Below are 24,490 nucleotides of genomic sequence, written 5' to 3'. Positions count from 1 at the left end.
AGGAGGCGATACATCATGTGTTGCCCATTAAGCGAGAAGATCGAATATACCCGAGAGCCGTGAAGCCTAAGGCAAAGAAATACCCCAATAAAAAGAAAGCCAGTCAGCTTAACTGACTGGCATTACCATATAGGCCCTTTTTTCGAACAGTCAGGATTAACAGTATCCGTAGTTCAGCAGACGCTGGTAACGACGCTCACGCAGATCATCGGCACTCATTGACGCCAGATCACCCAACTGCTTGAGCAGAATCGCTTTAATGTTCTCTGCCGTTTTTGCAAAGTCACGGTGGGCACCGCCCATCGGCTCTTCAATGATGTGGTCAATCAGACCCAGCTCTTTCAGGCGTGGGGCCGTCATACCCATGGCTTCTGCTGCCTGAGGTGCTTTATCGGAATCACGCCACAGGATAGATGCACAACCTTCCGGTGAAATGACCGAGTAGGTGGAATATTGCAGCATGTTGACGTAGTCACCAACACCGATTGCCAGTGCGCCGCCTGAGCCGCCTTCACCCACAACGTTGACAATGACAGGCACGGTCAGGCCTGACATCTCTTTCAGGTTACGTGCAATGGCTTCTGACTGGCCGCGCTCCTCCGCACCAACACCCGGGTAAGCACCGGCAGTGTCAATGAAGGTGATGATAGGCATGTTGAAACGCTCAGCCATTTTCATCAGACGCAGCGCTTTACGATAACCTTCAGGTTTAGGCATACCGAAGTTGCGCTTCACCTTTTCACGGGTTTCACGCCCTTTTTGGTGGCCGATGATCATCACAGGGCGACCATCAAGACGCGCCATACCACCTACCATGGCTTTGTCATCCGCATACGCGCGGTCGCCTGCCAGCTCATCGAACTCAGTAAAGATCAGGTTCGCGTAGTCCAGTGTGTAAGGACGGCGAGGGTGACGCGCCAGCTGTGCAACCTGCCAAGCACCCAGATCGCTGAAGATCTTTTTGGTCAGCTCGGTGCTTTTGGTCTCCAATTGCTCGATTTCTTTGTCCAGGTTGACAGCCTCCGGATCGTCGCCGCGTTTAGATACGACACGCAGGGCTTCAATTTTTGCTTCCAATTCCGCAATTGGCTGTTCAAATTCAAGGAAATTAAGACTCATAGAGAAAGAATCCTGTTCAGGTAATAACATAGCCCCGCTCATTCCTGACGGGGCCTAAGTATCAGTCAAATTCCAGCTCGACCTGTTTGTCGCCGAGCAGCGTTTTTAAATCATCGATCAGCTTGTCATCTGGCGTAATACGCCATTCTGTCCCTAAGACCAACTTGGCACGTGCATCGTCACGCTGGTAGTAAAGGTTTACTGGAACCGTACCTGCCCGGTGGGGTTCCAGAATCTCGCTGAAACGTTCAAAAAATTTGTTATCAATTTGCCTGTCGGTGACTGAGATAGCAAGTCCACGCAGGTACTTTTCACGCGCTTGGGCAATATCAAGCACTTCTCGTGCCGACATTTTAAGGCCACCGTTAAAGTCATCAAAGCTGACCTGTCCAGAAACCACCAGAATCCGGTCTTTTTCGATAAGATCCAGATACTTTTCCAACGCATCTGAGAACAGCATCACTTCCATACGACCCGAACGGTCATCCAGCGTCAGGATACCAATGCGGGTTCCGCGTTTTGTGGTCATCACCCGGGCAGCAATTACAAGTCCCGCTACCGTAGAAACCACATCCCGCTTCGTGGCATGGGCATCTTCCAGACGCCAGGTAATGTAATGCTTCAGCTCTTTCACATAGCTGTTGATTGGGTGACCGGTGAGGTACAGGCCCAGCGTCTCGCGCTCCCCTTCCAGCCACACTTTGTCCGGCCAAGGTGGCACTTTGGTGTACTTGTGCTCCACTTCTTCCGGCGCCTCGGTCAGCACGCCAAACATGTCGGCCTGACCAAAAGCTTCAGCCTGATGGTGTTGGCTGGCGGATTTAATCGCATCATCCAGCGATGCCATCATGGCAGCGCGGTGAGGGCCGAGGCGGTCAAGCGCACCGGATTGGATAAGTTTCTCGATAACGCGCTTGTTTACCTTCTTGGTATCAACGCGGGCGCAAAAATCAAACAAGTCGCGGAAGTAACCGCCCTCTTGGCGCGCTTTGATGATGTTTTCAATCGGCGCTTCACCGACGCCTTTGATCGCACCGATACCGTATACAATCTCGCCTTTTTCGTTAACGTTAAAGCGGTATAAACCCGCATTCACGTCCGGCGGCAAGATGGTCAGTTTCATGCGGCGACACTCTTCCACCAGGCCCACGATCTTGTCGGTGTTATCCATATCGGCGGTCATTACTGCCGCCATGAATTCCGCTGGATAGTGGGTTTTCAGCCACAGGGTCTGGTAGGAAACCAGAGCATAGGCAGCAGAGTGCGATTTGTTGAAGCCATAACCTGCGAATTTCTCCACAAGGTCAAAGATCTTCATCGCCAGTTCGCCATCAACGCCGTTTTTGATCGCGCCTTCTTCGAAGGTGGCACGCTGCTTGGCCATCTCTTCCGGCTTTTTCTTACCCATTGCACGACGGAGCATGTCCGCACCGCCAAGGGTGTAGCCTGAAAGCACCTGAGCAATCTGCATAACCTGTTCTTGGTACAGAATGATGCCGTAGGTTGGGTCGAGAATTTCTTTCAGCGATTCATGCTGCCAGGTAGCATCCGGGTAGGAAATCTCTTCGCGGCCGTGTTTACGGTCGATAAAGTTATCTACCATGCCTGATTGCAGCGGGCCCGGACGGAACAGGGCCACCAGTGCGATGATATCTTCAAAACAGTCCGGCTGAAGGCGCTTGATAAGCTCCTTCATGCCGCGGGATTCAAGCTGGAATACCGCGGTGGTTTCTGAGTTTTGCAGCACCCGGAATGACGACGTGTCATCCAGTGGAATTGACTCAATACGCACCGGCTCCAGACCGCTGCGCTCAAGGCGCGGGTTAATCAGACCCAGTGCCCAGTCGATAATGGTCAGGGTGCGAAGTCCGAGGAAGTCGAACTTAACCAGACCCGCCGTTTCGACGTCGTTTTTGTCGAACTGGGTAACCGGGAAATTACCTTCCGCATCGGCATAAATCGGTGCAAAATCAGTAATGGTCGTCGGTGAGATAACCACACCACCAGCGTGTTTACCGGCATTTCGGGTACAGCCCTCCAGAATACGACAGGTGTCAATCAGCTCACGGACTTCTTCGTCCGCTTCGTAGATCTCACCCAGTTGCGGTTCGGCAACGAACGCTTTTTCCAGCGTCATCCCCGGATCAGGCGGCACCAACTTAGAGATGCGATCGACAAAACCATAAGGATGGCCGAGTACACGGCCTACGTCGCGGATTACCGCTTTCGCCGCCATGGTACCGAAGGTAATGATTTGGGATACCGCATCACGGCCGTACATTTCGGCCACGTGATCAATCACCTGATCGCGCTTATCCATGCAGAAGTCGACGTCGAAGTCGGGCATGGAAACACGTTCCGGGTTAAGGAAACGTTCGAACAGCAGGTCATATTCCAACGGATCAAGGTCGGTGATTTTCAGCGCATACGCCACCAGCGAACCCGCACCCGAACCACGTCCCGGCCCTACCGGAATGGCATTGTCTTTTGACCACTGGATAAACTCCATCACGATCAGGAAGTAACCCGGGAAGCCCATGTTATTGATTACTTCGAGTTCAACTTCGAGGCGCTCATCGTATTCAGGGCGGCGCTTCAGGCGTTCTTCTTCATCCGGGAAGAGAAATTCAAGACGTTCTTCCAGACCTTCCCGCGATTTCATCACCAGGTATTCGGTTTCCTTCATGCCCTCGGTTGGGAAGGCTGGCAGGAAGTATTCATTCAGACGGACGGTAACGTTACAACGCTTGGCAATCTCAACCGTGTTTTCCAGCGCCTCTGGAATGTCGTGGAACAGCTCGCACATCTCTTCTTCAGTGCGAAGGTATTGTTGCGGGCTGTAGTTTTTCGGGCGTCGCGGGTCTTCGAGCGTATAGCCGTCGTGGATAGCCACGCGGATCTCGTGTGCATCGAAGAGGTCAGCTGTCAGGAAACACACCTCGTTGGTGGCAACAACAGGCAGGTCGTTTTCCGAGGCAAAATCAAGGGCAAAGTGCAGGTAAGCCTCTTCGTCCGGACGACCGGTACGCATCAGTTCGATGTAATAGGCATCCTGAAAGTGCTCTTGGTAAAAAGCAGCACACTGGTTGGCCAATGCCATATTGCCCTTTAGCAGGGCTTTACCCAGATCGCCACGGCGGCCACCGGAGAGGATGATCAATCCCTCTTTCAATTCCACCAGCCATTCCTGGTCAATCACAGGTTGATGCTGAACGTGGCCACGTAGATAGGCTTTTGAAATCAGTAACGTAAGATTTTTATAACCGGTGTTATTCGCCGCCAACACGGTGAGCTGACAAAGGTCGTCGCCAAACGCATCACTCTGCATTTTGAAGTCGGCACCGATAACCGGCTTCACGCCACAGCCTTGCGCCGTGTTATAGAACTTCACCAAACCACACAGGTTGGTGAAATCGGTCAATGCCATCGCAGGCATCCCAAGCTCGGCGACTTTTTTGACCAAAGGCGGTACCTTGCCAAGGCCATCGACCATGGAAAAGTCACTGTGAACACGGAGGTGAATAAAGCGTGGATCTGACATAGTACTCTTACGTTACTGATTTATTGTAGTGATTGTAGGAGAAGCGAGACCGCTTCTCCCGAAGCATTATGCAATGCCAAGCGCGTTCTTAACAGGCTTAAAGCTCTTTCGGTGCTCTGGGATAGCGCCGTGCTCAGTCAGCGCTTCAAAATGCACCTTGGTTGGATACCCCTTATGCTTGGCAAAGCCGTACTGCGGGTATTTCGCATCCAACTCTTCCATTTCACGGTCACGCACCACTTTGGCCAGAATCGACGCTGCACTGATTTCCGCCACACGCAGATCGCCTTTCACCACGGCCTGCGCCGGGATTTCCAGCCCTTTTGGCACGCGGTTGCCGTCAATCAGCACAAAGTCCGGCTTAATATTCAGACCGGCTACTGCCCGCTCCATGGCAAGCATAGTGGCAGAGAGGATATTGATATCATCAATCTCTTCCGGCTCGGCGCGACCCAGCGACCACGCCAGTGCCTTTTCTTTGATCTCTTCAAAAAGCACCGCACGTTTTTTGTCGCTGAGTTTTTTTGAGTCTGTCAGCCCTTCAATCGGGTTGTTTGGGTCCAGGATAACGGCAGCCGTTACCACTGCGCCCACCAGAGGGCCACGGCCCACTTCATCAACGCCGGCAATCAGCTTGGCGTCGGGATAGACAAAAGGTTCGAAGTCCATCGACTAACGTCCTATCAAATTCAGTACCGCTTGAGCCGAGGTTTTATCGGCATCGCGGCGGATGATCTCATGCAAACGGGTGAACTCGCCCATCAGCTCAGCATTGTCGCTTTCCAGATATCGGGAAACTTCATGCGCCAACGCATCAGGGGTACAAGCTTCCTGCAAACGTTCCGGCACCAGTTCGCGACCAGCCAGAATATTTGGCAAGGAGACAAACTCGGTTTTCAGCATCCGTTTGGCAAGCCATGCCGTAATGGCGTTAACCTTGTAACCCACCACCATCGGGCGTTTAACCAGCATACATTCCAGTGCCACGGTACCGGATGCCAGCAATACAGCATCGGAAGCGGTGATCACGTTTCGCGCGGTGTCGTCCACCAGCACAAAGTCCAGCTCAGGCGCGGTCTGCTGCCAAGCTTCTTCAAACTGGGCGCGGCGCTTCTCATTGACCAGTGCGACAGCAAAGCCCAAATCTGGGTATTTCGCTTTAAGCAGTTTGCAGGTTTCGATAAAGACCGGTGCCAGCAGCTTCATTTCGCCGCCACGGCTTCCCGGCAATACAGCGAGATAGCGTTTGTCCTGCTCTAGACCAAGCAAGCTTTTGGCTGCCGCTTTATCGCTCACCATCAGAATGTCATCAGCCATGGTGTGGCCGACGAACTCGCACGGCACATCAAACTTGTCATAAAACGCTTTTTCAAATGGCAACAGAGCCAACACAAGGTCGGTGGCAGCTGCGATTTTGAAGATGCGTTTTTGGCGCCAAGCCCAGACACTCGGACTGACGTAATGGACGGTTTTGATGCCGTTGTCTTTGAGGGATTTTTCCAGGCGCAGGTTAAAGTCCGGCGCATCAATACCGACAAAGACATCCGGCGGATTGGTAACGAAGTACTCGACCAGTTCACGTTTGACAGTCAGAAGGCGCGACAGACGGCCAAGCACCTCTACAATGCCCATTACCGCCAGCTCTTCCATATCAAACAGGGTTTCGCACCCCAGCGCTTTCATGCGTGGCCCGCCGATACCGACAAACTCGGCATCCGGATACTGTGCTTTCACCGCTTTAATAAAACCGGCACCTAAAATATCGCCGGAGATTTCCCCGGCGACAATTCCAATTCGAAGTGGCTTAGCCATTAGCGAATGATGCCTCGGCTTGAGCGCTCGAAGAATTCCACGAACAGTTGCAGTGCTGGCTCATCTTTTGCCATCTCTGCAATTTTCTTTTTCGCCTCTTCCAGCGTTTTACCTGAACGGTACAGCTCTTTGTAAACAGCACGGATCGCTTTGATCGCACTCTTTTCAAAGCCGCGGCGCTTCAGGCCTTCGACATTGATACCAAACGGCGCACAGTGGTTACCCTGAGCCATTACGTAAGGTGGTACGTCCTGAACGACGATAGAACCTCCACCCAGCATACAGTGACTGCCGATCGTGCAGAATTGGTGGATAGCGGTCATGCCGCCCACAATCGCCTGATCGCCCACGGTCACATGACCAGCCAAGGTTGCGTTGTTGGCAAAAATACAACGGTCACCAATGGTGCAATCGTGAGCAACGTGTGCATTGATCATGAACAGGTTGTCACTGCCCACTTTGGTGATGCCACGATCCTGAACCGTGCCACGGTGCATGGTCACGTTTTCACGGATGGTGTTGCGATCGCCAATGATCAGTGTCGTCGGCTCACCCGCGTATTTCAGATCCTGACACTCTTCACCGATAGAGGCGAATTGGTAGATCTTGTTATCACAGCCAATTTTAGTTGGGCCTTTGATAACAACATGGGTTTTCACTTCGGTACCTTCACCGATTTCCACACCCGTACCGATGAAAGAAAACGCGCCAACCTTGACGTTTGCGCCAAGTGTTACACCTTCTTCCACAACAGCGGTTGGGTGGATTTGTGCGGTTTCATGAATCACGATTAGAACTCTCTTCGGGCACACTTCAGGTCAGCTGAGCACACGACCTTACCATCAACTTTTGCCACGCCAGTGAACGCTGCAATGCCGCGACGCTCTTTGATGAACTCCACTTCCAGAACCATCTGGTCGCCCGGCGTTACCGGTGCACGGAATTTTGCATTGTCGATGCTGGCAAAGTAATACAGTTCATTTTCTTTTGGCGTGCCAAATGTTTTGAACGCCAGCAGGCCAGTTGCCTGTGCCATCGCTTCCAGGATCAGCACACCTGGGAAAATAGGTAGCTGAGGGAAATGTCCCTGAAACTGAGGCTCATTGACAGACACGTTCTTGATTGCGTGAAGGTATTTGCCTTCTTCGAAATCAGTTACTCGGTCAATCAGCAAAAATGGATAGCGGTGCGGCAGCAGGTCTTTAATTTCGTTAATTGTCAGAACGTTATTTTCGCGACTCAAAGTTCTATTCCCGTATGAAAAGCTTATTATTTGTCGTTGAATAGCCAAGAACACAAATGGCCTACACGACAATCTGTGGCGACTTTGAGCAAAAAATCAAAACACCACACATTGCCCGAGCAGGCCATCCGGGACCGCGTTACTCGCTGTCTTCTAGCTGTTTTTCAACGGCTTTCAATCGTTTATGCATCTCTTCAATCTTCAGAACGCGCGCAGCTGTTTTTCGCCACTCCCTGTTCGTCTGAAGCGGTATTCCTGAAGAGTACATGCCAGGTTCAGTGATAGGTCGCATCACCATCGCCATACCAGTGATCGTGACACCATCTGTGATTTCCATGTGGCCGTTAAAGACGCTAGCACCGCCGATAATGCAGTGTTTGCCGACTTTGAGGCTACCCGCCATCACCGTTGCACCGGCAACGGCGGTATTTTCACCGATCGAAACATTATGCGCGATCTGACACTGGTTGTCGATGATCACACCGTCAGCAATGATGGTGTCATCCAGCGCACCACGGTCAATGGTAGTACACGCTCCGATTTCGACACGGTCACCGATGATCACGCTGCCTACTTGCGGGATTTTCACCCAGCGGCCACGGTCATTGGCGTAACCAAAGCCATCAGAGCCAATCACAGTGCCCGACTGAACCAGACAGGATTCACCCATCTGCACATTGTGGTAGATGCTGACGTTGGCCCACAGACGGGTATTCGCGCCCAGTTTGGCGTTTTTACCCACAAAGCAACCTGCACCGATTTGTACGTTGTCACCCAGTTCAACACCGTCTTCAATCACGGCGTTGTGACCAATTGACACGCCGGCACCCAGCTTGGCCGATGGGGAAACATAAGCGCTCGGGGCGATGTCTGTTGCACATGCCGGGGTGGTATCCATGATTTGCGCGGTCAGCGCATAACCCAGATACGGGTCTCTCAATACCAATGCATTCCCATTGCAATATGCGAGGTCGGCTTCCTTGACCATCACCGCACTCGCCTGACACTGTGCGAGGTGCTTGCGGTATTTGCTGCTAGACAGGAAAGTAATTTGTCCTTCGCCCGCTTTATCCATACCCGCAATGGCGCTGATGACGACGTTACCGTCGCCATGTAGCTCAGCACCCAGTTTTTCCGCTAATTCAGCGAGTGTAATAGAAGCCATTGTCTACCTTAGTTATTTCACTGCTTTCAATACTTTTTCGGACAGATCGTCTTTCGGGCTTCCGTACAGGACAGCCTGACGATCCAATACCAGGTCGTAGCCTTCTTTCTTGGCAATGCTTGTAATGGTGCTCTGCAGCTTCTGGATCAGCTTGCGTTCTTCTTCACCGGCACGCTTACGCTGATCTTCCTGAAGGTTTTTCGCCTTAAGTTTGAAATCAGCATCCAATGCCTGCAGCTCACGTTGCAGCTTGGTGCGCTCAGCATCACTCATCAGTTCACCGTTGCGCTGAAGTTTCTCTACGCCTTTTTCCAGACGGCTTTTCAGGCGCTCAACATCTGCAATTTGATCTTTGAACTCTTTACGAAGCTTCTCTTGAATATTGCTCTTTTGCGCCATTTGCGCAATCACTGGGCCGGTCGCTACGTAACCAATTTTTTGTGCCGCTTCAGCAGCCTGTGCAAAAAATGATGTGCTCAGAATGGCGAGGCTAAGGCCCGCTGCTTTAATCATCGGTTTCAAACTTTTCTCCTAACGTTGAAATCAGAACGTACGGCCAATGGTAAAGGTGAAGAATTCCTCATCGTCACCCTCGTAGCTCTTGATCGGTTTTGACAGTGAAAAGACCAACGGTCCCATCGGTGAACGCCACTGAAGTGCCGCACCATAAGATGCGCGGTAGTTAGTTGGGTCACTGTAATCGTAAATGTATTCCTGTCCGCTAATCACACGTGCGTTCTCAAGCGTATACTCGGTATCCCATACTGATGCCGCATCTACAAACACGCTGGTACGGATAGCATTGCGGGTTTCAGCAGAAACAAACGGCGTTGGGAAAATCAGCTCAACACTTGCCAGAGCAATCGCGTTACCACCTACTGAGTCATTGCTACCTACCAGTGCCGGGTTGTTACCCGCACCCTGGTCATACACCGCTTTCGGGCCCGCAGTGTTAGAGCGGAAACCACGCAGGGTTGAGTAACCACCTGCATAGAAGTTTTCATAGAACGGCAGCAGATAATCATTGTTACCGTTGCTGCCATATCCGTTTCCGTAGCCCAGACGACCACGCATCAACAGCGAGAAATCGTGACCTTCGGTCAACGGGATGTACTGACGTACATCGTACTGCGCTTTGAAATACTGTGCATCCGAGCCCGGTACAGTCATGCTGAAAGAGGCACGCTGGTAGTTACCTGCTGTCGGGAAGAAGCCACGGTTCAGATTGTTGCGAGTCCAGCTCACAGACCAGTCGAAGTCATCGACTTCAAGACCACCATCGTCGGTCACACTGTCGCCCATTGAATCGAGGAACTTCTGGATCTGGTAGTAACCGCCCAGGTTTTCGATTTGACGGTGGGTGTAACCCACTGAGAAATCGAAGTAGTTAAGTTCATCGAATGGGAAACCCCAGGTCAGGCTGGTACCGTAACTTTTGTCGGTATAGTCAACGATGTTTGCATCAGACGCTTCAAACTCGTTGTAGAAAATACGGCCACCCAGACTGATACCGTCCAGTGTGAAATACGGGTCACGGTAGTCCAGCGTTAGGTTTTTCTGGTAGTCGTTGATCATGGCATTGATGCCGAAACGGTTACCGGTACCGGCAAAGTTGTCCTGCTGGAGACCTGCCTGGAAGCTCAGGCCTGACTCGGTACCATAACCGATACCAAAGTTAACACTGCCTGAGTTGGTTTCTTTTACCACATATTCAACGTCTACCTGATCATCAGTGCCCGGCACCCGTGTGGTGCGGACATCGACGGTTTCGAAGAAGCCCAGACGATTCAGACGCTCTTTACTGGTTTCCACAGATTTAGAGTTCAGCCAGGAACCTTCCATCTGGCGCATTTCACGGCGCAAGACTTCATCTTTGGTAATTTGGTTACCGGAGAACTTGATGTTGCGTACATAGATACGCTTGCCCGGATCGACATTGACATTCAACGCCACCGTTTTGGCTTCATCATCAAATTCCGGAATGGTAGCGACCTGCGGATAGGCATAACCCTGCTCGCCCAGCTTACGCTTGATTTCATCCTCAAGGCGGGTGACTTTATCACCGTTGTATACTTCACCGTCCTCGAACACCACCAAGGTTTCAAAATCAGCGCTGTTTTTGCTGCCACTGAAGTTAACATCGGAAACGGTATAGGGTTCACCCTCATCGATATTCAGGGTGATGTACACGCCTTTCTTATCCGGGGAAATGGATACATTGGCCGATTCAACACGGAACTTCAGGTAGCCTCGGTTGAGGTAGAAAGAACGCAGTGCTTCCAAGTCACCGGCAAGCGCCTGTTTCTGGTACTGTTCATTGGCCAGGAAATTCCACCAAGGCACATCAGCGCGCAGTTTGAAGTTGCCTTTAAGCTCATCATCACTGAACACTTCATTGCCGATGAAATTAATCTGCTGAATTTTGGCGGATACACCTTCGGTGAAGACAAACTTCACATCTGCACGGTTACGTGGCAGCGGTGTGATCACTGTATCTACCAGCGCGTTGTATTTACCTACGCTGTAGTAGAAGTCTTCCAGACCTTTTTCGATGTTGGACAGCTTGGTTCTGTCCAGAGCCTCACCGACACGCAGGCCAGAAGCGGTAAGGTTTTCTTCCAGCATCTCTTCCTTGATGGCTTTGTTGCCGGAAAATGAAATGCTGGCGATAGTTGGACGTTCAATGACTTTAACTAACAGGTCATCTCCGTCACGAAAAACGCGGACGTTTTCAAAGTTACCGGTCGAGAACAGGGATTTGATAATCCCGGAAACATCGCCTTCGTCAATGTTGTCGCCCACACGCACCGGCATCGCGAGCAACGCCGCACCGAGACTGACTCGCTGAAGCCCCTCAAACTTGATGTCTTCCACCACAAACTGATCAGCCGTGACAGATCCTGAGAATAGAAGAGAGGCCAGTAAAAGTTTTTTAATCGCCATTGCTGCTCTGACTTTTCCTTGCTAATCGCTGATTTTTATAGTCGGGCGAAATCGTTAAATATCGCTACTGCCATCAACACGACGATGATAGCTGAGCCAACCCGATATCCCATATCCTGTACACGTTCAGAGACGGGGCGACGTGTCACGGCTTCAATACCAAAAAACAACAGGTGTCCGCCGTCCAAAACCGGTAACGGTAACAGGTTAATAATGCCTAAATTCACGCTGATCAGAGCGAGAAAACCGAGAAAGTATACCAGACCGAAGTCTGCGGTCATCCCTGCACCCTTGGCAATTGAGATAGGCCCACTCAAATTTTTCACTGCCACGTCACCGGTGAACAGCTTTTTGATCATTTCCGCCGTCAGCACCACCACTTGCCAAGTTTTGTCTAGCGCTGCAGGTACCGCATCTAACGGACCATATTGCAGGACAAACTGGTGCGATTCAGGCCATGGCTCAACAGTCGGCGCAAACCCGGCGTAGCCAACAGCCGCCTCTCCTTCTTCCCGGCTATCCGGCGTCAGGGTCAGATTGATGTCCTGACCATTGCGGCTCACTGTGACTGGTAAGCTATGATTTGGATTTTGACGAATAGCATTCACCACTGACTGCCAGTCATCAAACGCATTACCATTTACGGAAAGCAAGGTATCACCCACTTGCAAACCGGCTCGCTCTGCCGCGCTGTTTTCCATCACTTGCGCAATCTCGCCAGTGATCGCCGGGCGATATGGGGTCATGCCCAATGTCCGCAACGCGGATTGTGATTCAGGATCGTATGACCACTCAGCCAAATCCAGATTTCGGTCAACGGTATACCCTGCATTTTCTTCCGGTTTGACCGTCAAACGCATGTTATCGTCACCAATATGGGAAATAAGCTGGAGGTTAACCGATTCCCAATCAGGCGTTTTGATGCCTGAAACGGCGGTTAGTTCCATGCCTGGCTCTACACCAGCCTTAGCAGCGATAGATTGGGGAGCAACCTCACCGATCACCGGCTTGACGGCTGGCGTACCAATGACCATTACCAGCCAGTAGGCAAAAATCGCAAACAGGAAGTTGGCAATAGGACCAGCAGCGACAATGGCGCTGCGCTGCCACAAGGGACGGTTATTGAAGGCCTGCTCGCGCATCTCTTCCGGCACATCATCGACACGCTCATCGAGCATTTTGACGTAGCCGCCGAGCGGGATCATCGCCAGAGTGTATTCCGTGCCATCTTTGCCGACACGGTTCCAAATGGCTTTACCAAACCCGATAGAGAACCGCTCAACCTTCACGCCACAACGGCGGGCAACCCAGAAATGTCCAAACTCGTGCACGGCAATCAAAATGCCGAGTGCAATCAAAAAGAAAAGCAGATTCCACAGTACACTGCTCATCGCGCTAACCTCATAATCCGTTCTTTAGCCATCTCGCGAGCCTTCGCATCTGTTTGTAAGAGGCTATCAATACAAGATGGTTCAACCAGTTGGGAATCTTGTAACACAGCATCGTTGATTTCAGCAATCTGCATAAACCCAATCTGCCCTTGCAAAAAGGCATCCACCGCAATTTCGTTTGCGGCGTTGAGGGTTGTTGTTGCAGCCTGGCCAACATAGCAAGCATCGATAGCAAGCTTGAGGCACGGGTAGCGGTTAAAGTCAGGTTTAAGGAACGTAAACTCCCCAATCTCACTGAAGTCGAGCGGTTTAACGCCAGCCTCAATGCGCGACGGATAGGCCATAGCATAGGCAATCGGGGTACACATATCAGGATGCCCCATCTGCGCCAATACCGAACCATCGCGGTATTGCACCATCGAATGGATGACTGACTGGGGATGAATGATCACCTCAAGCTGCTCGCGGCTTGCGTTAAACAGCCAGCGCGCTTCGATGTACTCCAGCCCTTTATTCATCATCGTGGCTGAATCGACGGAGATTTTAGGCCCCATTGACCAGTTTGGATGGGCAATTGCCTGCGCCGGTGTCACCGACTGCAATGCATCAAGTTCGCTATAACGGAACGGGCCACCTGAACCGGTCAGCAAAATCTTACTCACGCCTTCTGCCGCCAAATCACAAATGCCAGGACGGGATTGAATCGCTTGAGGCAAACACTGGAAAATTGCATTGTGTTCACTGTCGACAGGAAGAAGCTCAGCGCCATACTGATGAACCGCGTCAATAAAAAACTGACCGGACATCACCAGCGCTTCCTTGTTGGCCAGCAGGACACGTTTACCCGCTTTCACCGCCGCCATGGTAGGAATAAGACCTGCAGCGCCAACCACCGCTGCCATGACGGTGTCGACCTCTTCATGGGCAGCAAGCGCCGAAAGCCCCTCTACGCCACTCAAGACCTCTGTCTTACAGCCCTGGTTTTTCAGCGCCAGTCTCAACGCAGCAGCAGCGGTTTCATCAGCCATTGCTGCAAAGGTGGGTTGCCATTTGAGGCACAGCAAAATCATGTCGTTGACATTGGCATTCGCCGCCAGTGCGAACACCTGATAAGCATGAGGATTTTGTGCAATCACGGCCAGCGTACTGCTGCCGATTGAGCCTGTCGCTCCGAGGATAGTGATCTTACGCATAAGAAGACTCTAAAAACTGTTTCATCCAGCCAGAAGACAATTCACCGGCTTTACGCCGGTGAATTCGTTATGCCAACCAGAAGTACAACACAGTGAAAACCGGGAAAGCAGCCGTCAGGCTGTCAATCCTGTCGAGAATACCACCGTGTCCTGGCAGGATACTGCCACTGTCTTTCACACCGGCCACACGTTTAAACATGCTTTCCGCCAGGTCGCCCAGTACAGAGGCAAAAGCGGTAACCAAAGCAATGACCGCCAATACCGGCAGGGATGAGAATGGAATAGCTAGATATTCTGCGGCACCGAGTGTCACTACAATCGCAGCCGCAATGCCACCAATCAAACCCTCAATGGTTTTGTTCGGACTCACCGACGGTGCCATTTTACGTTTACCAAATCGCTTACCGGCGAAATAGGCACCACTGTCTGCAGACCATACCAGCAAACAGACCAGCAACACCAATTTTGCGCCAAGGAATGGGGTCGCATCGTAGTGATAAGCGCGAAGCAGGAGGACACTCCAAAGGAAAGGCAACAGAGTGAGGATGCCAAATCCCTGCTGCATGACATTGCTTTGCGCCCATCCGCGGGTTCCTTTGGGATAGCGAAGCACCATCACAGTAGCCACAAGCCACCACAATGCACCAATAACAGCAAACGTGCCGCCACTTAAGGAAGAAAGAGACATGCCGTTTTCAGAAACCGGCAAAACAAAACCCAAAGAAGCCAGCAAGATAATGGCAGGGAAAATAAATGCACTAAAACGTGATGACATAGTCACAAACTTGGTCCACTCCCAGTGCCCAAGCAGCGTAATGCCCGCTACCGCAATCACGAAATATTGAAACGGCAAAAAGAAAATAGCCGCGATAACAAGTGGTGCTAACACCGCCGCCGTTAAAACACGTTGTTTCAGCAAACGAAACCCTCTACTTTTCTACTTGTAACATGGCCTTGATCTGCTCACCGGTGCAGCCAAAACGGCGCTCGCGGTTAATAAACCAAGCAATGGCTTCAGTGAGACTGGTCTCGTCAAAATCTGGCCAGAATTGTTCGGTAAAATACAGTTCAGCGTAAGCTGCCTGCCACAACATGAAGTTGCTGATGCGACATTCACCGCTGGTACGGATCATCAAATCCACATCGGGCAAACCGGCGGTAGAAAGATGTACCTGCAAATCGGCTTCCGTCAGTTGCTCGGCAGGGATTTCCCCTTTCGCCACCTGACCGGCAAGTTTGCTCACCGCCTGCATGATGTCCCACTGGCCACCATAGTTGGCCGCGACATTCAGTACCAATCGGGTGTTATTGGCCGTCAGCGCTTCTGCGGCAGCGATTTTATCTTGTAATGACTGGCTAAAGCGCGAAGTATCGCCAATAACCCTAAGCTTTACGCCATTTTTGTGAAGTCGTTTAACTTCGCGGCCCAGCACAGTGACAAAAAGTTCCATCAGCAAGCTGACTTCTTCTTCTGGTCGTCGCCAGTTTTCACTGCTGAACGCGAACAGGGTTAAAACCTGGATACCGAGACGGTTGGCGGTAGAGACCGTTTTGCGCACGGCTTCAACGCCGGCTTTATGACCGAACATACGCGCTTTGCCACGCGCTTTAGCCCAACGTCCGTTTCCGTCCATGATGACGGCAATGTGCTTGGGCAACAGACTTGGATCTATATCGGGATGGGAAGACTGAAAGCTCATCATTATCCTTCGCAAAGAAAAAGCGCTGTACTGCTAGCACAGCGCTTTGGCAATGGAGTCAGAGTGTAGCCGGAATTAAACTTCCATCAACTCTTTTTCTTTTGCTTCAAGAATCGTATCGATTTCTTTTACCGCTGCATCAGTCAGTTTCTGGATATCTTCCTGACCGCGACGCTCTTCATCTTCAGAGATTTCTTTCTCTTTCAGCAGCGCTTTCAGATCGCCGTTCGCATCACGACGGATGTTACGCACAGCAACACGACCACCTTCGGCTTCGCCACGTACAATCTTAACCAGATCACGACGACGCTCTTCAGTCAGCGGAGGAAGCGGAACGCGGATAACCGCACCAGCAGACATTGGGTTCAGACCCAGATCTGATGTCATGATCGCTTTCTCAACTGCTTTAGAAACAGACTTGTCGAAAACAGTCACTGCCAGAGTACGTGCATCTTCCGCAACGATAGAAGCCAATTGCTTCAGTGGTGTTGCTGAGCCGTAATAATCTACTGACAGACCGTCCAGCAGCGCAGGGTGCGCACGACCGGTACGGATTTTAGACAGGGTGTTCTTCAGCGCTTCAACGCTTTTCTGCATGCGCTCTTTCGCATCTGCGTTAATTTCATTGATCACGAGAATATCCTTGAAAATTCTTTATTCAACGAGTGGGATTATGCCACTAAATTCGATTAACCGTTATTAATTAGTGTGCCTTCCTGCTCACCCATCACAACACGACGCAATGCACCCGGCTTGTTCATGTTGAAAACACGGATTGGCATCTTGTGGTCACGAGCCAGAGTAAACGCAGCCAGGTCCATCACTTTCAGCTCTTTTTCCAGAACGTCTTGATACGTCAAGTTGCTGTAAAGCTCAGCATCCGGGTTCTTCGCCGGATCATCAGTGTATACACCGTCAACTTTGGTTGCTTTGATCACGACGTCCGCTTCAATTTCAATACCACGCAGACATGCAGCCGAGTCAGTGGTAAAGAATGGGTTACCGGTACCTGCAGAGAAGATAACAACGCGGCCGTTGCGCAATTGGCTGATTGCCTCTGCCCAGTTGTAGCTGTCACACACACCGTTCAGTGGGATTGCAGACATTACCCGTGCGTTCACATAGGCACGATGCAGTGCATCACGCATTGCCAGGCCGTTCATCACGGTCGCCAACATACCCATGTGGTCGCCCACAACCCGGTTCATACCCGCTTCTGCAAGGCCAGCACCGCGGAACAGGTTACCGCCACCGATTACCAAGCCAACTTGTACGCCAAGTTCAACCAGTTCTTTGATTTCTTGCGCCATACGGTCCAGTACGGCTGGGTCAATACCAAAACCTTCTTTTCCTTGCAGCGCTTCGCCGCTCAGTTTAAGCAAAATACGTTGATAGGCTGGTTTAGGGTTTGTAGTCATTCTCACTACCTTTAGGCACTTACTTCTACGGATGGGATTGTGAAAAGACCGCAGGTTTCTGCGGTCTTTTGGGTCTCAAAGAGGAATTAACCTTTCTGAGCAGCTGCAACTTCTTCTGCGAAGCTCAGGCCTTCAACTTTCTCGATACCTTCACCTACTTCCAGGCGTACGAAGGTAGAAACAGAAGCGCCTTTCTCTTTCAGGATTTCGCCTACAGTTTTCTTAGGCTCCATGATGAAAGGTTGACCAGTCAGAGAAACTTCGCCGGTGAATTTCTTCATGCGGCCTTCAACCATTTTCTCTGCGATTTCTTTAGGCTTGCCTTCGTTCATCGCGATTTCAACTTGAACTTCGCGCTCTTTAGCAACTACGTCTGCTGGTACGTCTTCTGGGTTAACGTACTCTGGACGAGATGCTGCAACGTGCATTGCGATGTGCTTCAGAGTTTCTGCGTCGCCTTCACCAGCAACAACAACACCGATGCGCTCGCCGTGACGGTAAGAAGCCATCGCTGAACCTTCAACGTAAGATACGCGACGGATAGAGATGTTTTCGCCGATTTTAGCAACCAGTGCTACGCGGTCGTCTTCGAACTGAGCTTGCAGTTCTTCTACAGACGCTTTAGACGCTACAGCTGCTTCAGCTACTGCGTTTGCGAAAGTAGTGAAGTTGCTGTCTTTAGCAACGAAGTCAGTTTGGCAGTTAACTTCTACCAGCGCAGCAACGCCGTTAGATTCTTTGATGATGATTGCGCCTTCAGCTGCAACGTTACCTGCTTTTTTAGCAGCTTTCGCAGCGCCAGACTTACGCATGTTTTCGATCGCCAGCTCGATGTCGCCGTTGGTCTCAACCAGTGCTTTTTTACATTCCATCATGCCTGCGCCAGTGCGTTCGCGCAGTTCTTTTACCAGGGCAGCGGTAACAGCCATTGTTCATTCCTCGATTCGAAACTATTTGGGTAAAAATCAGGGGCCCGTAGTTGGCCCCTGCTAACCTACTTAGCTTACAGCGCTGTCTGTGACAGTCTGATGGCTAAGAACGCTCACAAGGAGCAAGTGTCTTATTCAGCGACTTCAACCAGCTCGTCTTCAGCTTGAGCTACGATGTCCTGGCTACGGCCTTCGCTGTAAGCTTGTGCTGCAGCGTTCAGGTACAGTTGAACTGCGCGAATCGCGTCGTCGTTACCTGGGATAACGAAATCAACGCCGTCTGGGTCAGAGTTGGTATCAACTACCGCGTACACTGGGATACCCAGGTTGTTTGCTTCTTTAATAGCAATGTGCTCGTGATCAGCGTCGATTACGAACAGTGCGTCTGGCAGACCGCCCATGTTTTTGATACCGCCCAGAGACTTCTCAAGTTTCTCCATTTCACGGGTGCGCATCAGAGCTTCTTTCTTAGTCAGCTTCTCGAAAGTACCGTCAGTTGACTGAGTTTCCAGATCTTTCAGACGTTTGATTGACTGGCGAACAGTTTTCCAGTTAGTCAGCATACCGCCCAACCAACGGTTGTTCACGTAGTACTGATCACAGCTTTCTGCTGCTGCTTTTACAGATTCGCTAGCGGCACGCTTAGTACCAACGAACAATACTTTACCTTTACGCTCACCAACTTTGGTCAGCTCAGCCAGTACGTCGTTGAACATTGGTACAGTTTTTTCTAGGTTGATGATGTGAACCTTGTTACGTGCACCGAAGATGAATGGCTTCATCTTAGGGTTCCAGTAACGGGTCTGGTGACCGAAGTGAACACCAGCTTTCAGCATGTCGCGCATTGAAACAGTAGCCATTTTAATTCCTCTCGGGGTTAGGCCTCCACATATCCCATACATCCGACCCGCAAGGGGCACCCCGGAGCATGTGCCGATATGTGTGTGTGTTAAAAATAAGTGTTTAGTGAAACCACGTTAGTGGAACCCAAATTTGGATTAACCATTAAGGCGTATTTCGGCGCGCTTTATACCACAAAAAGCATCCTTTAATCCAGCATAAAAAAGTGACCACCGTGTAGCCCGAGGTTCACACTTCGCGATGCGATTGATACTATGTATTAAATGCAGTCCCATCCTCCCTGAACGATTTTGACCTAAAATTCAGGGAGCCAACTGAGAGAAAGCAATGAGCGCCATTATCAAATCGGCTGAAGAAATTGTAAAAATGCGTGAGGCCGGTCGCCTTGCAGCGGAAGTGCTTGAGATGATCGAGCCACACGTGAAAGCAGGCGTGTCTACCGAAGAGCTGGATGCGATTTGCCACAAATACATCACAGAAACCCAGCAGGCGATTCCAGCGCCGCTGAACTACCACGGTTTCCCGAAATCAATCTGTACTTCCATCAACCACGTGGTATGTCACGGCATCCCAAGCACAGAAGAAGTATTGAAAGACGGTGATATCGTCAATATCGACGTGACCGTGATTAAAGACGGTTACCACGGCGACACCTCCAAGATGTTCCTGGTAGGTGAGGTATCAGCGGAAGACAAAGCGCTGTGCCACGTTGCGCAGGAAAGCCTGTATCAGGCGCTGAAGAAAGTAAAACCGGGTGCCCGCGTGGGTGACATCGGTACTGAAATTCAGAAGTTCATCAAGAACCGTCCGCGTCGCTACTCCATCGTGAAAGATTACTGTGGCCACGGCATTGGCGCAGAGTTCCATGAAGAGCCGCAAGTGGTGCACTACAAAAACAGTGACCGCACTGTGATGAAAGCCGGCATGTGTTTTACCATCGAGCCGATGATCAATGCGGGCAAGTTCAGCACGGTTCTGGACGATGAAGATGGCTGGACGGTATACACCGAAGATGGCAAAAAATCGGCGCAGTGGGAACACACCATTCTAGTAACAGACAATGGCTGTGAAATCCTGACCCTGCGCAGTGACGAAAAACTGCCACGTATTCTGGTCAACGCTTAATCATTAAAAAGTCGGCTCACGAGCCGGCTTTTTTTATCAAGGACGACAATGGACAACGTTTTGCTCTCCCCGCGCGATCTCACCGAAGACCAACTCAACCTCGCCTTTTTAAAGCAACAACTCGCCCTGTTCAGCGAGCAGCAAAAGAGCATCTTTCTCGATAAAGGCTTGGTGACCGATTTGGTTTATGAGCGTTCTGACTACATGGATGCGCTGCTAACGCGTCTTTGGCATCACTTCGCCTTTAGCCACCACCCCAACCTGGCGTTGATTGCGGTCGGCGGGTATGGTCGCCGCGAGTTGCACCCATTGTCCGACATCGACCTGCTGATCCTTTCTGAAAGTGGGATTGATACAGACTATCAGGCACGTATCAGTGAATTTTTTACCCTGCTGTGGGATTTAAAGCTCGAAGTGGGGCACAGCGTGCGCACCCTGGCTGAATGTTTTGATGTCGGGCTGGATGACCTGACCGTTGCGACCAACTTGCAGGAAGCAAGGCTGCTTTGCGGCAATGAGCGCACTTTCAATGAATTGAAAAGCCGCGTTCATTCAGAGCAGTTCTGGCCGAGCGAAAAGTTTTTTAAAGCCAAAGTCAAAGAGCAGAAAGAGCGTCACGCCCGCTACCATGATACCGCCTACAATCTGGAGCCTGACATCAAATCCAGCCCCGGCGGCCTGCGAGATATCCATACCCTAAGCTGGATTGCCCGTCGCCATTTCGGCGCCACCAGCCTGCGTGAAATGAGCAAATATGGCTTTCTCACGGATGCAGAGTTCCGCGAACTGGACGAGTGTCAGACCATGCTGTGGCGTATCCGATTCGCCTTGCATCTTGAGCTTCGCCGTTATGACAACCGTCTGACCTTTGCACACCAGCCCTCCGTCGCTGAATCGCTGGGCTACCAGGGCGAAGGAAACCGCGCCATTGAGCTGATGATGAAAGACTTCTACCGCACCCTCGGCAGAGTCTCTGAGCTTAACAAAATGCTGATCCGGCTTTTCGCCCAGGCGATTGAAAACGAACCAGACAGCAAAACCATCGAGATCCTCAGTAACGACTTTCAGCGCCACGGCCGCCAGATAGAAGCGCGCAAACCTGCACTGTTCCAGGCTCGGCCGGAAACCATCCTGGACATGTTCCTGCATATTGCCAATGACAAATCGATTGAATCTATCTCGGCACCAACCCTGCGCCAGCTTCGCACCGCGCGCCGCCGTCTCAACCGATTCTTGTGTGATATCCCGGAAGCCAAAGAAAAGTTTGTCACCCTGACAAGGCACCCTAATGCCCTGTTCAAAGCTTTCCCACTGATGCACAAACACGGCGTCATGTCCGCCTACCTGCCTCAGTGGAGTCAGATTGTCGGCCAGATGCAGTTTGACCTTTTCCACGCCTATACCGTGGATGAGCACACTGTGCGTCTGCTCAAACACATTCACAGCTATACCATTGAGGAAAACCGCGACCGCCATCCCATCTGTTGCGACGTTTATCCGCGCCTTGCCAAGCCAGAGCTTTTGCTGCTGGCCGCGATTTTCCACGATATCGGCAAAGGACGCGGCGGCGACCATTCAGAAATCGGTGCTGTTGAAGCGTATGAGTTCTGTATCGACCACGGTTTTTCGCGCCCGGAAGCCAATTTGGTGAGCTGGCTTGTCGGCAACCACCTGCTGATGTCAGTGACCGCGCAGCGACGAGATATCTATGATCCGGAAGTGATCACCGATTTCGCCCAGACCGTGCGCGACGAAGAGCGCCTTGATTACCTGATTTGCCTGACAGTGGCAGACATCAACGCCACCAACCCTGAGCTTTGGAACAGTTGGAAACGCACCCTTCTGGCAGAGCTTTACTACTCGACGCAGAAAGCACTGCGCCGTGGGCTGGAAAACCCGCCGGATATCCGAGAGCGTATCCGTCACAACCAGCAACTGGCCTCGGCACTGCTGAGAAAACACGGTCACACGCCGCGAGAAATTGAGCTCTTGTGGCAACGCTTCAAAGCCGACTATTTCCTGCGTCACACCCACAAGCAAATTGCCTGGCACAGCGAGCATATCCTCGCGCATCAAAGCGATGAGCCTTTGGTGCTTGTAAGTAAAAATGCCACCCGGGGCGGCACTGAGATATTCGTATACAGCCAGGACAAACCAAGTCTGTTTGCCCGTGTGGTAGCGGCGCTGGACAAGAAAAATCTCAGTGTTCATGACGCCCAGATCATGACCAGTAAAGACGGCTTTGCCCTTGATACCTTTATGGTGCTGGATGCCAACAACAAAGCGATCCCCCACGATCGGCACGAAAAAATCCGCGAAGGGGTCGCACACGCCCTGATTCAGGACGGGGCGATTACCATTCCGGTGAAGCGCGCATCGCGCAAATTGATGGCATTCAATGTAAAAACCCAGGTTTCTTTCCTGCCAACCCGCACCGGACGTCGCACCTTGTTGGAACTGGTCGCACTGGATACACCGGGGCTGCTGGCAAGGGTCGGGGCGGTTTTTGCCCGTCAGGGCGTATCATTACAGGCAGCCAAGATCACCACCATTGGGGAGCGTGCAGAAGACTTCTTCATTGTGACCGACGGTGAGCGACAGGCGCTGTCTGATGAAGCCCAGCAGGCGCTGCGCGAAGCACTATTTGATACTTTAAGTGACGCCCACTGATGCTATTTGCTGCCAGACCCCTTCCGTCTGGCAGCACATTAAGCGATCTTGACCACAAGTCTCAGACTTTGATCAGTGCGGTTATTGGGGGGATTTCGGACTGCTGCTAAAGTGAACAATAAGTGATTGAAAAAGTAGTCTGATTGCAAAAATAAGGCGGCAGTTATGTATGAAAATCTAAAAAACATCGGCGTAGAACATCCGGAAAACATCGAACGTTACACACTTCGCCAGGAAGCCAATTCAGACACGCTGAAGATCTATTTTCACAAAGCCAAAGGCGAGCTGTTCGCAAAAAGCGTGAAGTTCAAATATCCGCGCCAGCGTAAAAATGTGGTCGTAGACAGCGGTAGCGGCCGCTTCCGTCAGGTGACTGAAATCAACCGCAGCCTGTCTCTGGTTGTAGATGAGCTGGATAAAATTGTACGTGCGGAGCAAAACGAGCACGACGTGAAGAAGAAGATCCTTCACGACCTCCGTCACCTGGAAAAAGTGGTGGCCAGCAAGATCGCCGAGATCGAATCGGATCTGGAAAAACTCTAACGGCAACCATCTGGTAACAAGCATTAAAAAAACCGCCGACGGCGGTTTTTTTATTACAACAACTCCTGCCAGCCAAGGCCGTCGAGCACACGTCGCCAGACAGGGTCAACTTTGGCTTCAATCACCAATGGCTCTCCAGTGACCGGATGCAAAAACTCCGTACGTGATGCATGTAAAAGCAATTGGTGACAGTCAAATTCTTGTCTAAACAAGCGGTTGTGTCTGCCATCGCCATGGTTTACATCACCGACAATGTGGTGACTCAAGTGGTGCATATGACGTCGAAGCTGATGCTTTCGCCCAGTATGCGGCTTCATTTCCACCAGCGTGTAACGGCAGCTTTGGTAGCGCCCCATTGGGATTGGCAGTTCCGCATAGGCAACAGGCTGATATTCAGTAATGGCCTCTTTCGCCTCTGGCTCTGCGGTAGCGAACTTGTCAGCGACCTTATCCAACTCTTCTTTGAGCGGATAATCGAGCGTCGCCCCTTCTTTTACCCAACCACGTACAACTGCATGGTAGGTTTTGTGGATATCACGACCGGCAAACTTTGGCATCATCTGTGAGGCCATTTCAGAAGACAGGGCAAACAGCAACACACCGGATGTTGGGCGATCCAGACGGTGCAGCGGAAACACATGCTGGCCAATCTGATCACGCAGGGTTTGCATCACAAAGCGCGTTTCTGCTTTATCGAGCCAGGAGCGGTGGACCAGCATGCCGGACGGTTTGTTGACCGCGACTAACCATTCATCGCGATACAGTATCTCAAGTTCTACTTTTTCCGGTGCTTCCAACCGCACTTCTTCTGATGGCATGTTTTCTAATTGCATAATG

General features: G+C 51.3%; 21 protein-coding genes. 3 read left to right on the top strand and 18 right to left on the bottom strand.

Annotated elements, in window-relative coordinates; all coding sequences use genetic code 11:
- Window positions 1-156: 156 nt before the first annotated feature.
- From accA to rpsB, 17 genes are all read right to left on the bottom strand, one after another.
- Window positions 157-1,119, bottom strand: a complete 963-nt coding sequence (gene accA / locus KU854_RS19655) for an acetyl-CoA carboxylase carboxyl transferase subunit alpha (protein ID WP_218360045.1) — start codon at window positions 1,117-1,119, stop codon at window positions 157-159.
- 61 nt (window positions 1,120-1,180) lie between these two features.
- Window positions 1,181-4,660: a DNA polymerase III subunit alpha gene (gene dnaE / locus KU854_RS19650; RefSeq protein WP_218360044.1), complete on the bottom strand. Its 3,480-nt coding sequence runs from the start codon at window positions 4,658-4,660 to the stop codon at window positions 1,181-1,183.
- 66 nt (window positions 4,661-4,726) lie between these two features.
- Window positions 4,727-5,329 (bottom strand): ribonuclease HII, encoded by a 603-nt coding sequence (gene rnhB / locus KU854_RS19645; protein WP_218360043.1) that lies wholly within the window; start codon window positions 5,327-5,329, stop codon window positions 4,727-4,729.
- A gap of 3 nt (window positions 5,330-5,332) precedes the next feature.
- The gene (gene lpxB, locus KU854_RS19640; protein WP_218360042.1) at window positions 5,333-6,472 is read right to left on the bottom strand and encodes a lipid-A-disaccharide synthase; all 1,140 of its coding nucleotides are present in this window, start codon (window positions 6,470-6,472) and stop codon (window positions 5,333-5,335) included.
- A complete protein-coding gene (gene lpxA / locus KU854_RS19635; RefSeq protein WP_218360041.1) occupies window positions 6,472-7,260 on the bottom strand; it encodes an acyl-ACP--UDP-N-acetylglucosamine O-acyltransferase in 789 nt (262 codons plus the stop codon). Before lpxA ends, lpxB begins: the two co-directional genes overlap by 1 nt.
- A gap of 2 nt (window positions 7,261-7,262) precedes the next feature.
- Window positions 7,263-7,715 (bottom strand): 3-hydroxyacyl-ACP dehydratase FabZ, encoded by a 453-nt coding sequence (gene fabZ / locus KU854_RS19630; RefSeq protein ID WP_218360040.1) that lies wholly within the window; start codon window positions 7,713-7,715, stop codon window positions 7,263-7,265.
- A 139-nt stretch (window positions 7,716-7,854) separates the two neighbouring features.
- Window positions 7,855-8,880 (bottom strand): UDP-3-O-(3-hydroxymyristoyl)glucosamine N-acyltransferase, encoded by a 1,026-nt coding sequence (lpxD, locus tag KU854_RS19625; protein ID WP_218360039.1) that lies wholly within the window; start codon window positions 8,878-8,880, stop codon window positions 7,855-7,857.
- Window positions 8,881-8,892: 12 nt separating this feature from the next.
- Window positions 8,893-9,402 carry an OmpH/Skp family outer membrane protein gene (locus KU854_RS19620; RefSeq protein WP_218360038.1) on the bottom strand — a complete coding sequence of 170 codons (510 nt, stop codon included), beginning with the start codon at window positions 9,400-9,402 and terminating at the stop codon, window positions 8,893-8,895.
- A 21-nt stretch (window positions 9,403-9,423) separates the two neighbouring features.
- Complete coding sequence (gene bamA / locus KU854_RS19615; RefSeq protein ID WP_218360037.1) at window positions 9,424-11,823, bottom strand: outer membrane protein assembly factor BamA; 2,400 nt, start codon at window positions 11,821-11,823, stop codon at window positions 9,424-9,426.
- Window positions 11,824-11,858: 35 nt separating this feature from the next.
- Complete coding sequence (rseP, locus tag KU854_RS19610; RefSeq protein ID WP_218360036.1) at window positions 11,859-13,214, bottom strand: sigma E protease regulator RseP; 1,356 nt, start codon at window positions 13,212-13,214, stop codon at window positions 11,859-11,861.
- A complete protein-coding gene (gene ispC, locus KU854_RS19605; protein WP_218360035.1) occupies window positions 13,211-14,407 on the bottom strand; it encodes a 1-deoxy-D-xylulose-5-phosphate reductoisomerase in 1,197 nt (398 codons plus the stop codon). The genes rseP and ispC overlap by 4 nt, the downstream gene beginning before the upstream one ends.
- 67 nt (window positions 14,408-14,474) lie before the next feature.
- A complete protein-coding gene (locus KU854_RS19600; protein ID WP_218360034.1) occupies window positions 14,475-15,326 on the bottom strand; it encodes a phosphatidate cytidylyltransferase in 852 nt (283 codons plus the stop codon).
- Between the two features lie 10 nt (window positions 15,327-15,336).
- Entirely contained in the window at window positions 15,337-16,107 is a 771-nt protein-coding gene (locus KU854_RS19595) for an isoprenyl transferase (RefSeq protein WP_218360033.1), read from the bottom strand.
- A gap of 75 nt (window positions 16,108-16,182) precedes the next feature.
- Entirely contained in the window at window positions 16,183-16,740 is a 558-nt protein-coding gene (gene frr, locus KU854_RS19590; protein WP_054780474.1) for a ribosome recycling factor, read from the bottom strand.
- Between the two features lie 56 nt (window positions 16,741-16,796).
- A complete protein-coding gene (gene pyrH / locus KU854_RS19585) occupies window positions 16,797-17,525 on the bottom strand; it encodes a UMP kinase (RefSeq protein ID WP_054780473.1) in 729 nt (242 codons plus the stop codon).
- An 86-nt stretch (window positions 17,526-17,611) separates the two neighbouring features.
- The gene (gene tsf / locus KU854_RS19580) at window positions 17,612-18,454 is read right to left on the bottom strand and encodes a translation elongation factor Ts (RefSeq protein ID WP_054780472.1); all 843 of its coding nucleotides are present in this window, start codon (window positions 18,452-18,454) and stop codon (window positions 17,612-17,614) included.
- Between the two features lie 131 nt (window positions 18,455-18,585).
- On the bottom strand, window positions 18,586-19,314 hold the full coding sequence (rpsB, locus tag KU854_RS19575) for a 30S ribosomal protein S2 (RefSeq protein ID WP_054780471.1): 729 nt from the start codon (window positions 19,312-19,314) through the stop codon (window positions 18,586-18,588).
- A 328-nt stretch (window positions 19,315-19,642) separates the two neighbouring features.
- On the opposite strand from rpsB, the gene map reads away from it, so the two are divergent.
- From map to KU854_RS19560, 3 genes are all read left to right on the top strand, one after another.
- Window positions 19,643-20,440 carry a type I methionyl aminopeptidase gene (gene map / locus KU854_RS19570; protein ID WP_218360032.1) on the top strand — a complete coding sequence of 266 codons (798 nt, stop codon included), beginning with the start codon at window positions 19,643-19,645 and terminating at the stop codon, window positions 20,438-20,440.
- Window positions 20,441-20,488: 48 nt separating this feature from the next.
- Window positions 20,489-23,110 (top strand): bifunctional uridylyltransferase/uridylyl-removing protein GlnD, encoded by a 2,622-nt coding sequence (gene glnD, locus KU854_RS19565; RefSeq protein WP_218360031.1) that lies wholly within the window; start codon window positions 20,489-20,491, stop codon window positions 23,108-23,110.
- A 165-nt stretch (window positions 23,111-23,275) separates the two neighbouring features.
- The gene (locus KU854_RS19560) at window positions 23,276-23,653 is read left to right on the top strand and encodes a DUF3461 family protein (protein WP_218360030.1); all 378 of its coding nucleotides are present in this window, start codon (window positions 23,276-23,278) and stop codon (window positions 23,651-23,653) included.
- 53 nt (window positions 23,654-23,706) lie between these two features.
- Here the strand turns inward: KU854_RS19560 and truC are convergent, their stop codons facing one another.
- Window positions 23,707-24,486 (bottom strand): tRNA pseudouridine(65) synthase TruC, encoded by a 780-nt coding sequence (gene truC, locus KU854_RS19555; protein WP_255555651.1) that lies wholly within the window; start codon window positions 24,484-24,486, stop codon window positions 23,707-23,709.
- Window positions 24,487-24,490: the final 4 nt, after the last annotated feature.

The organism is Enterovibrio paralichthyis (genome assembly GCF_019209835.1).
In the GTDB taxonomy this organism is placed as follows: domain Bacteria; phylum Pseudomonadota; class Gammaproteobacteria; order Enterobacterales; family Vibrionaceae; genus Enterovibrio; species Enterovibrio paralichthyis.
The sequence above is the reverse complement of the archived record's forward strand: the minus strand, read 5'-3'. Positions and strand labels throughout refer to the sequence as shown.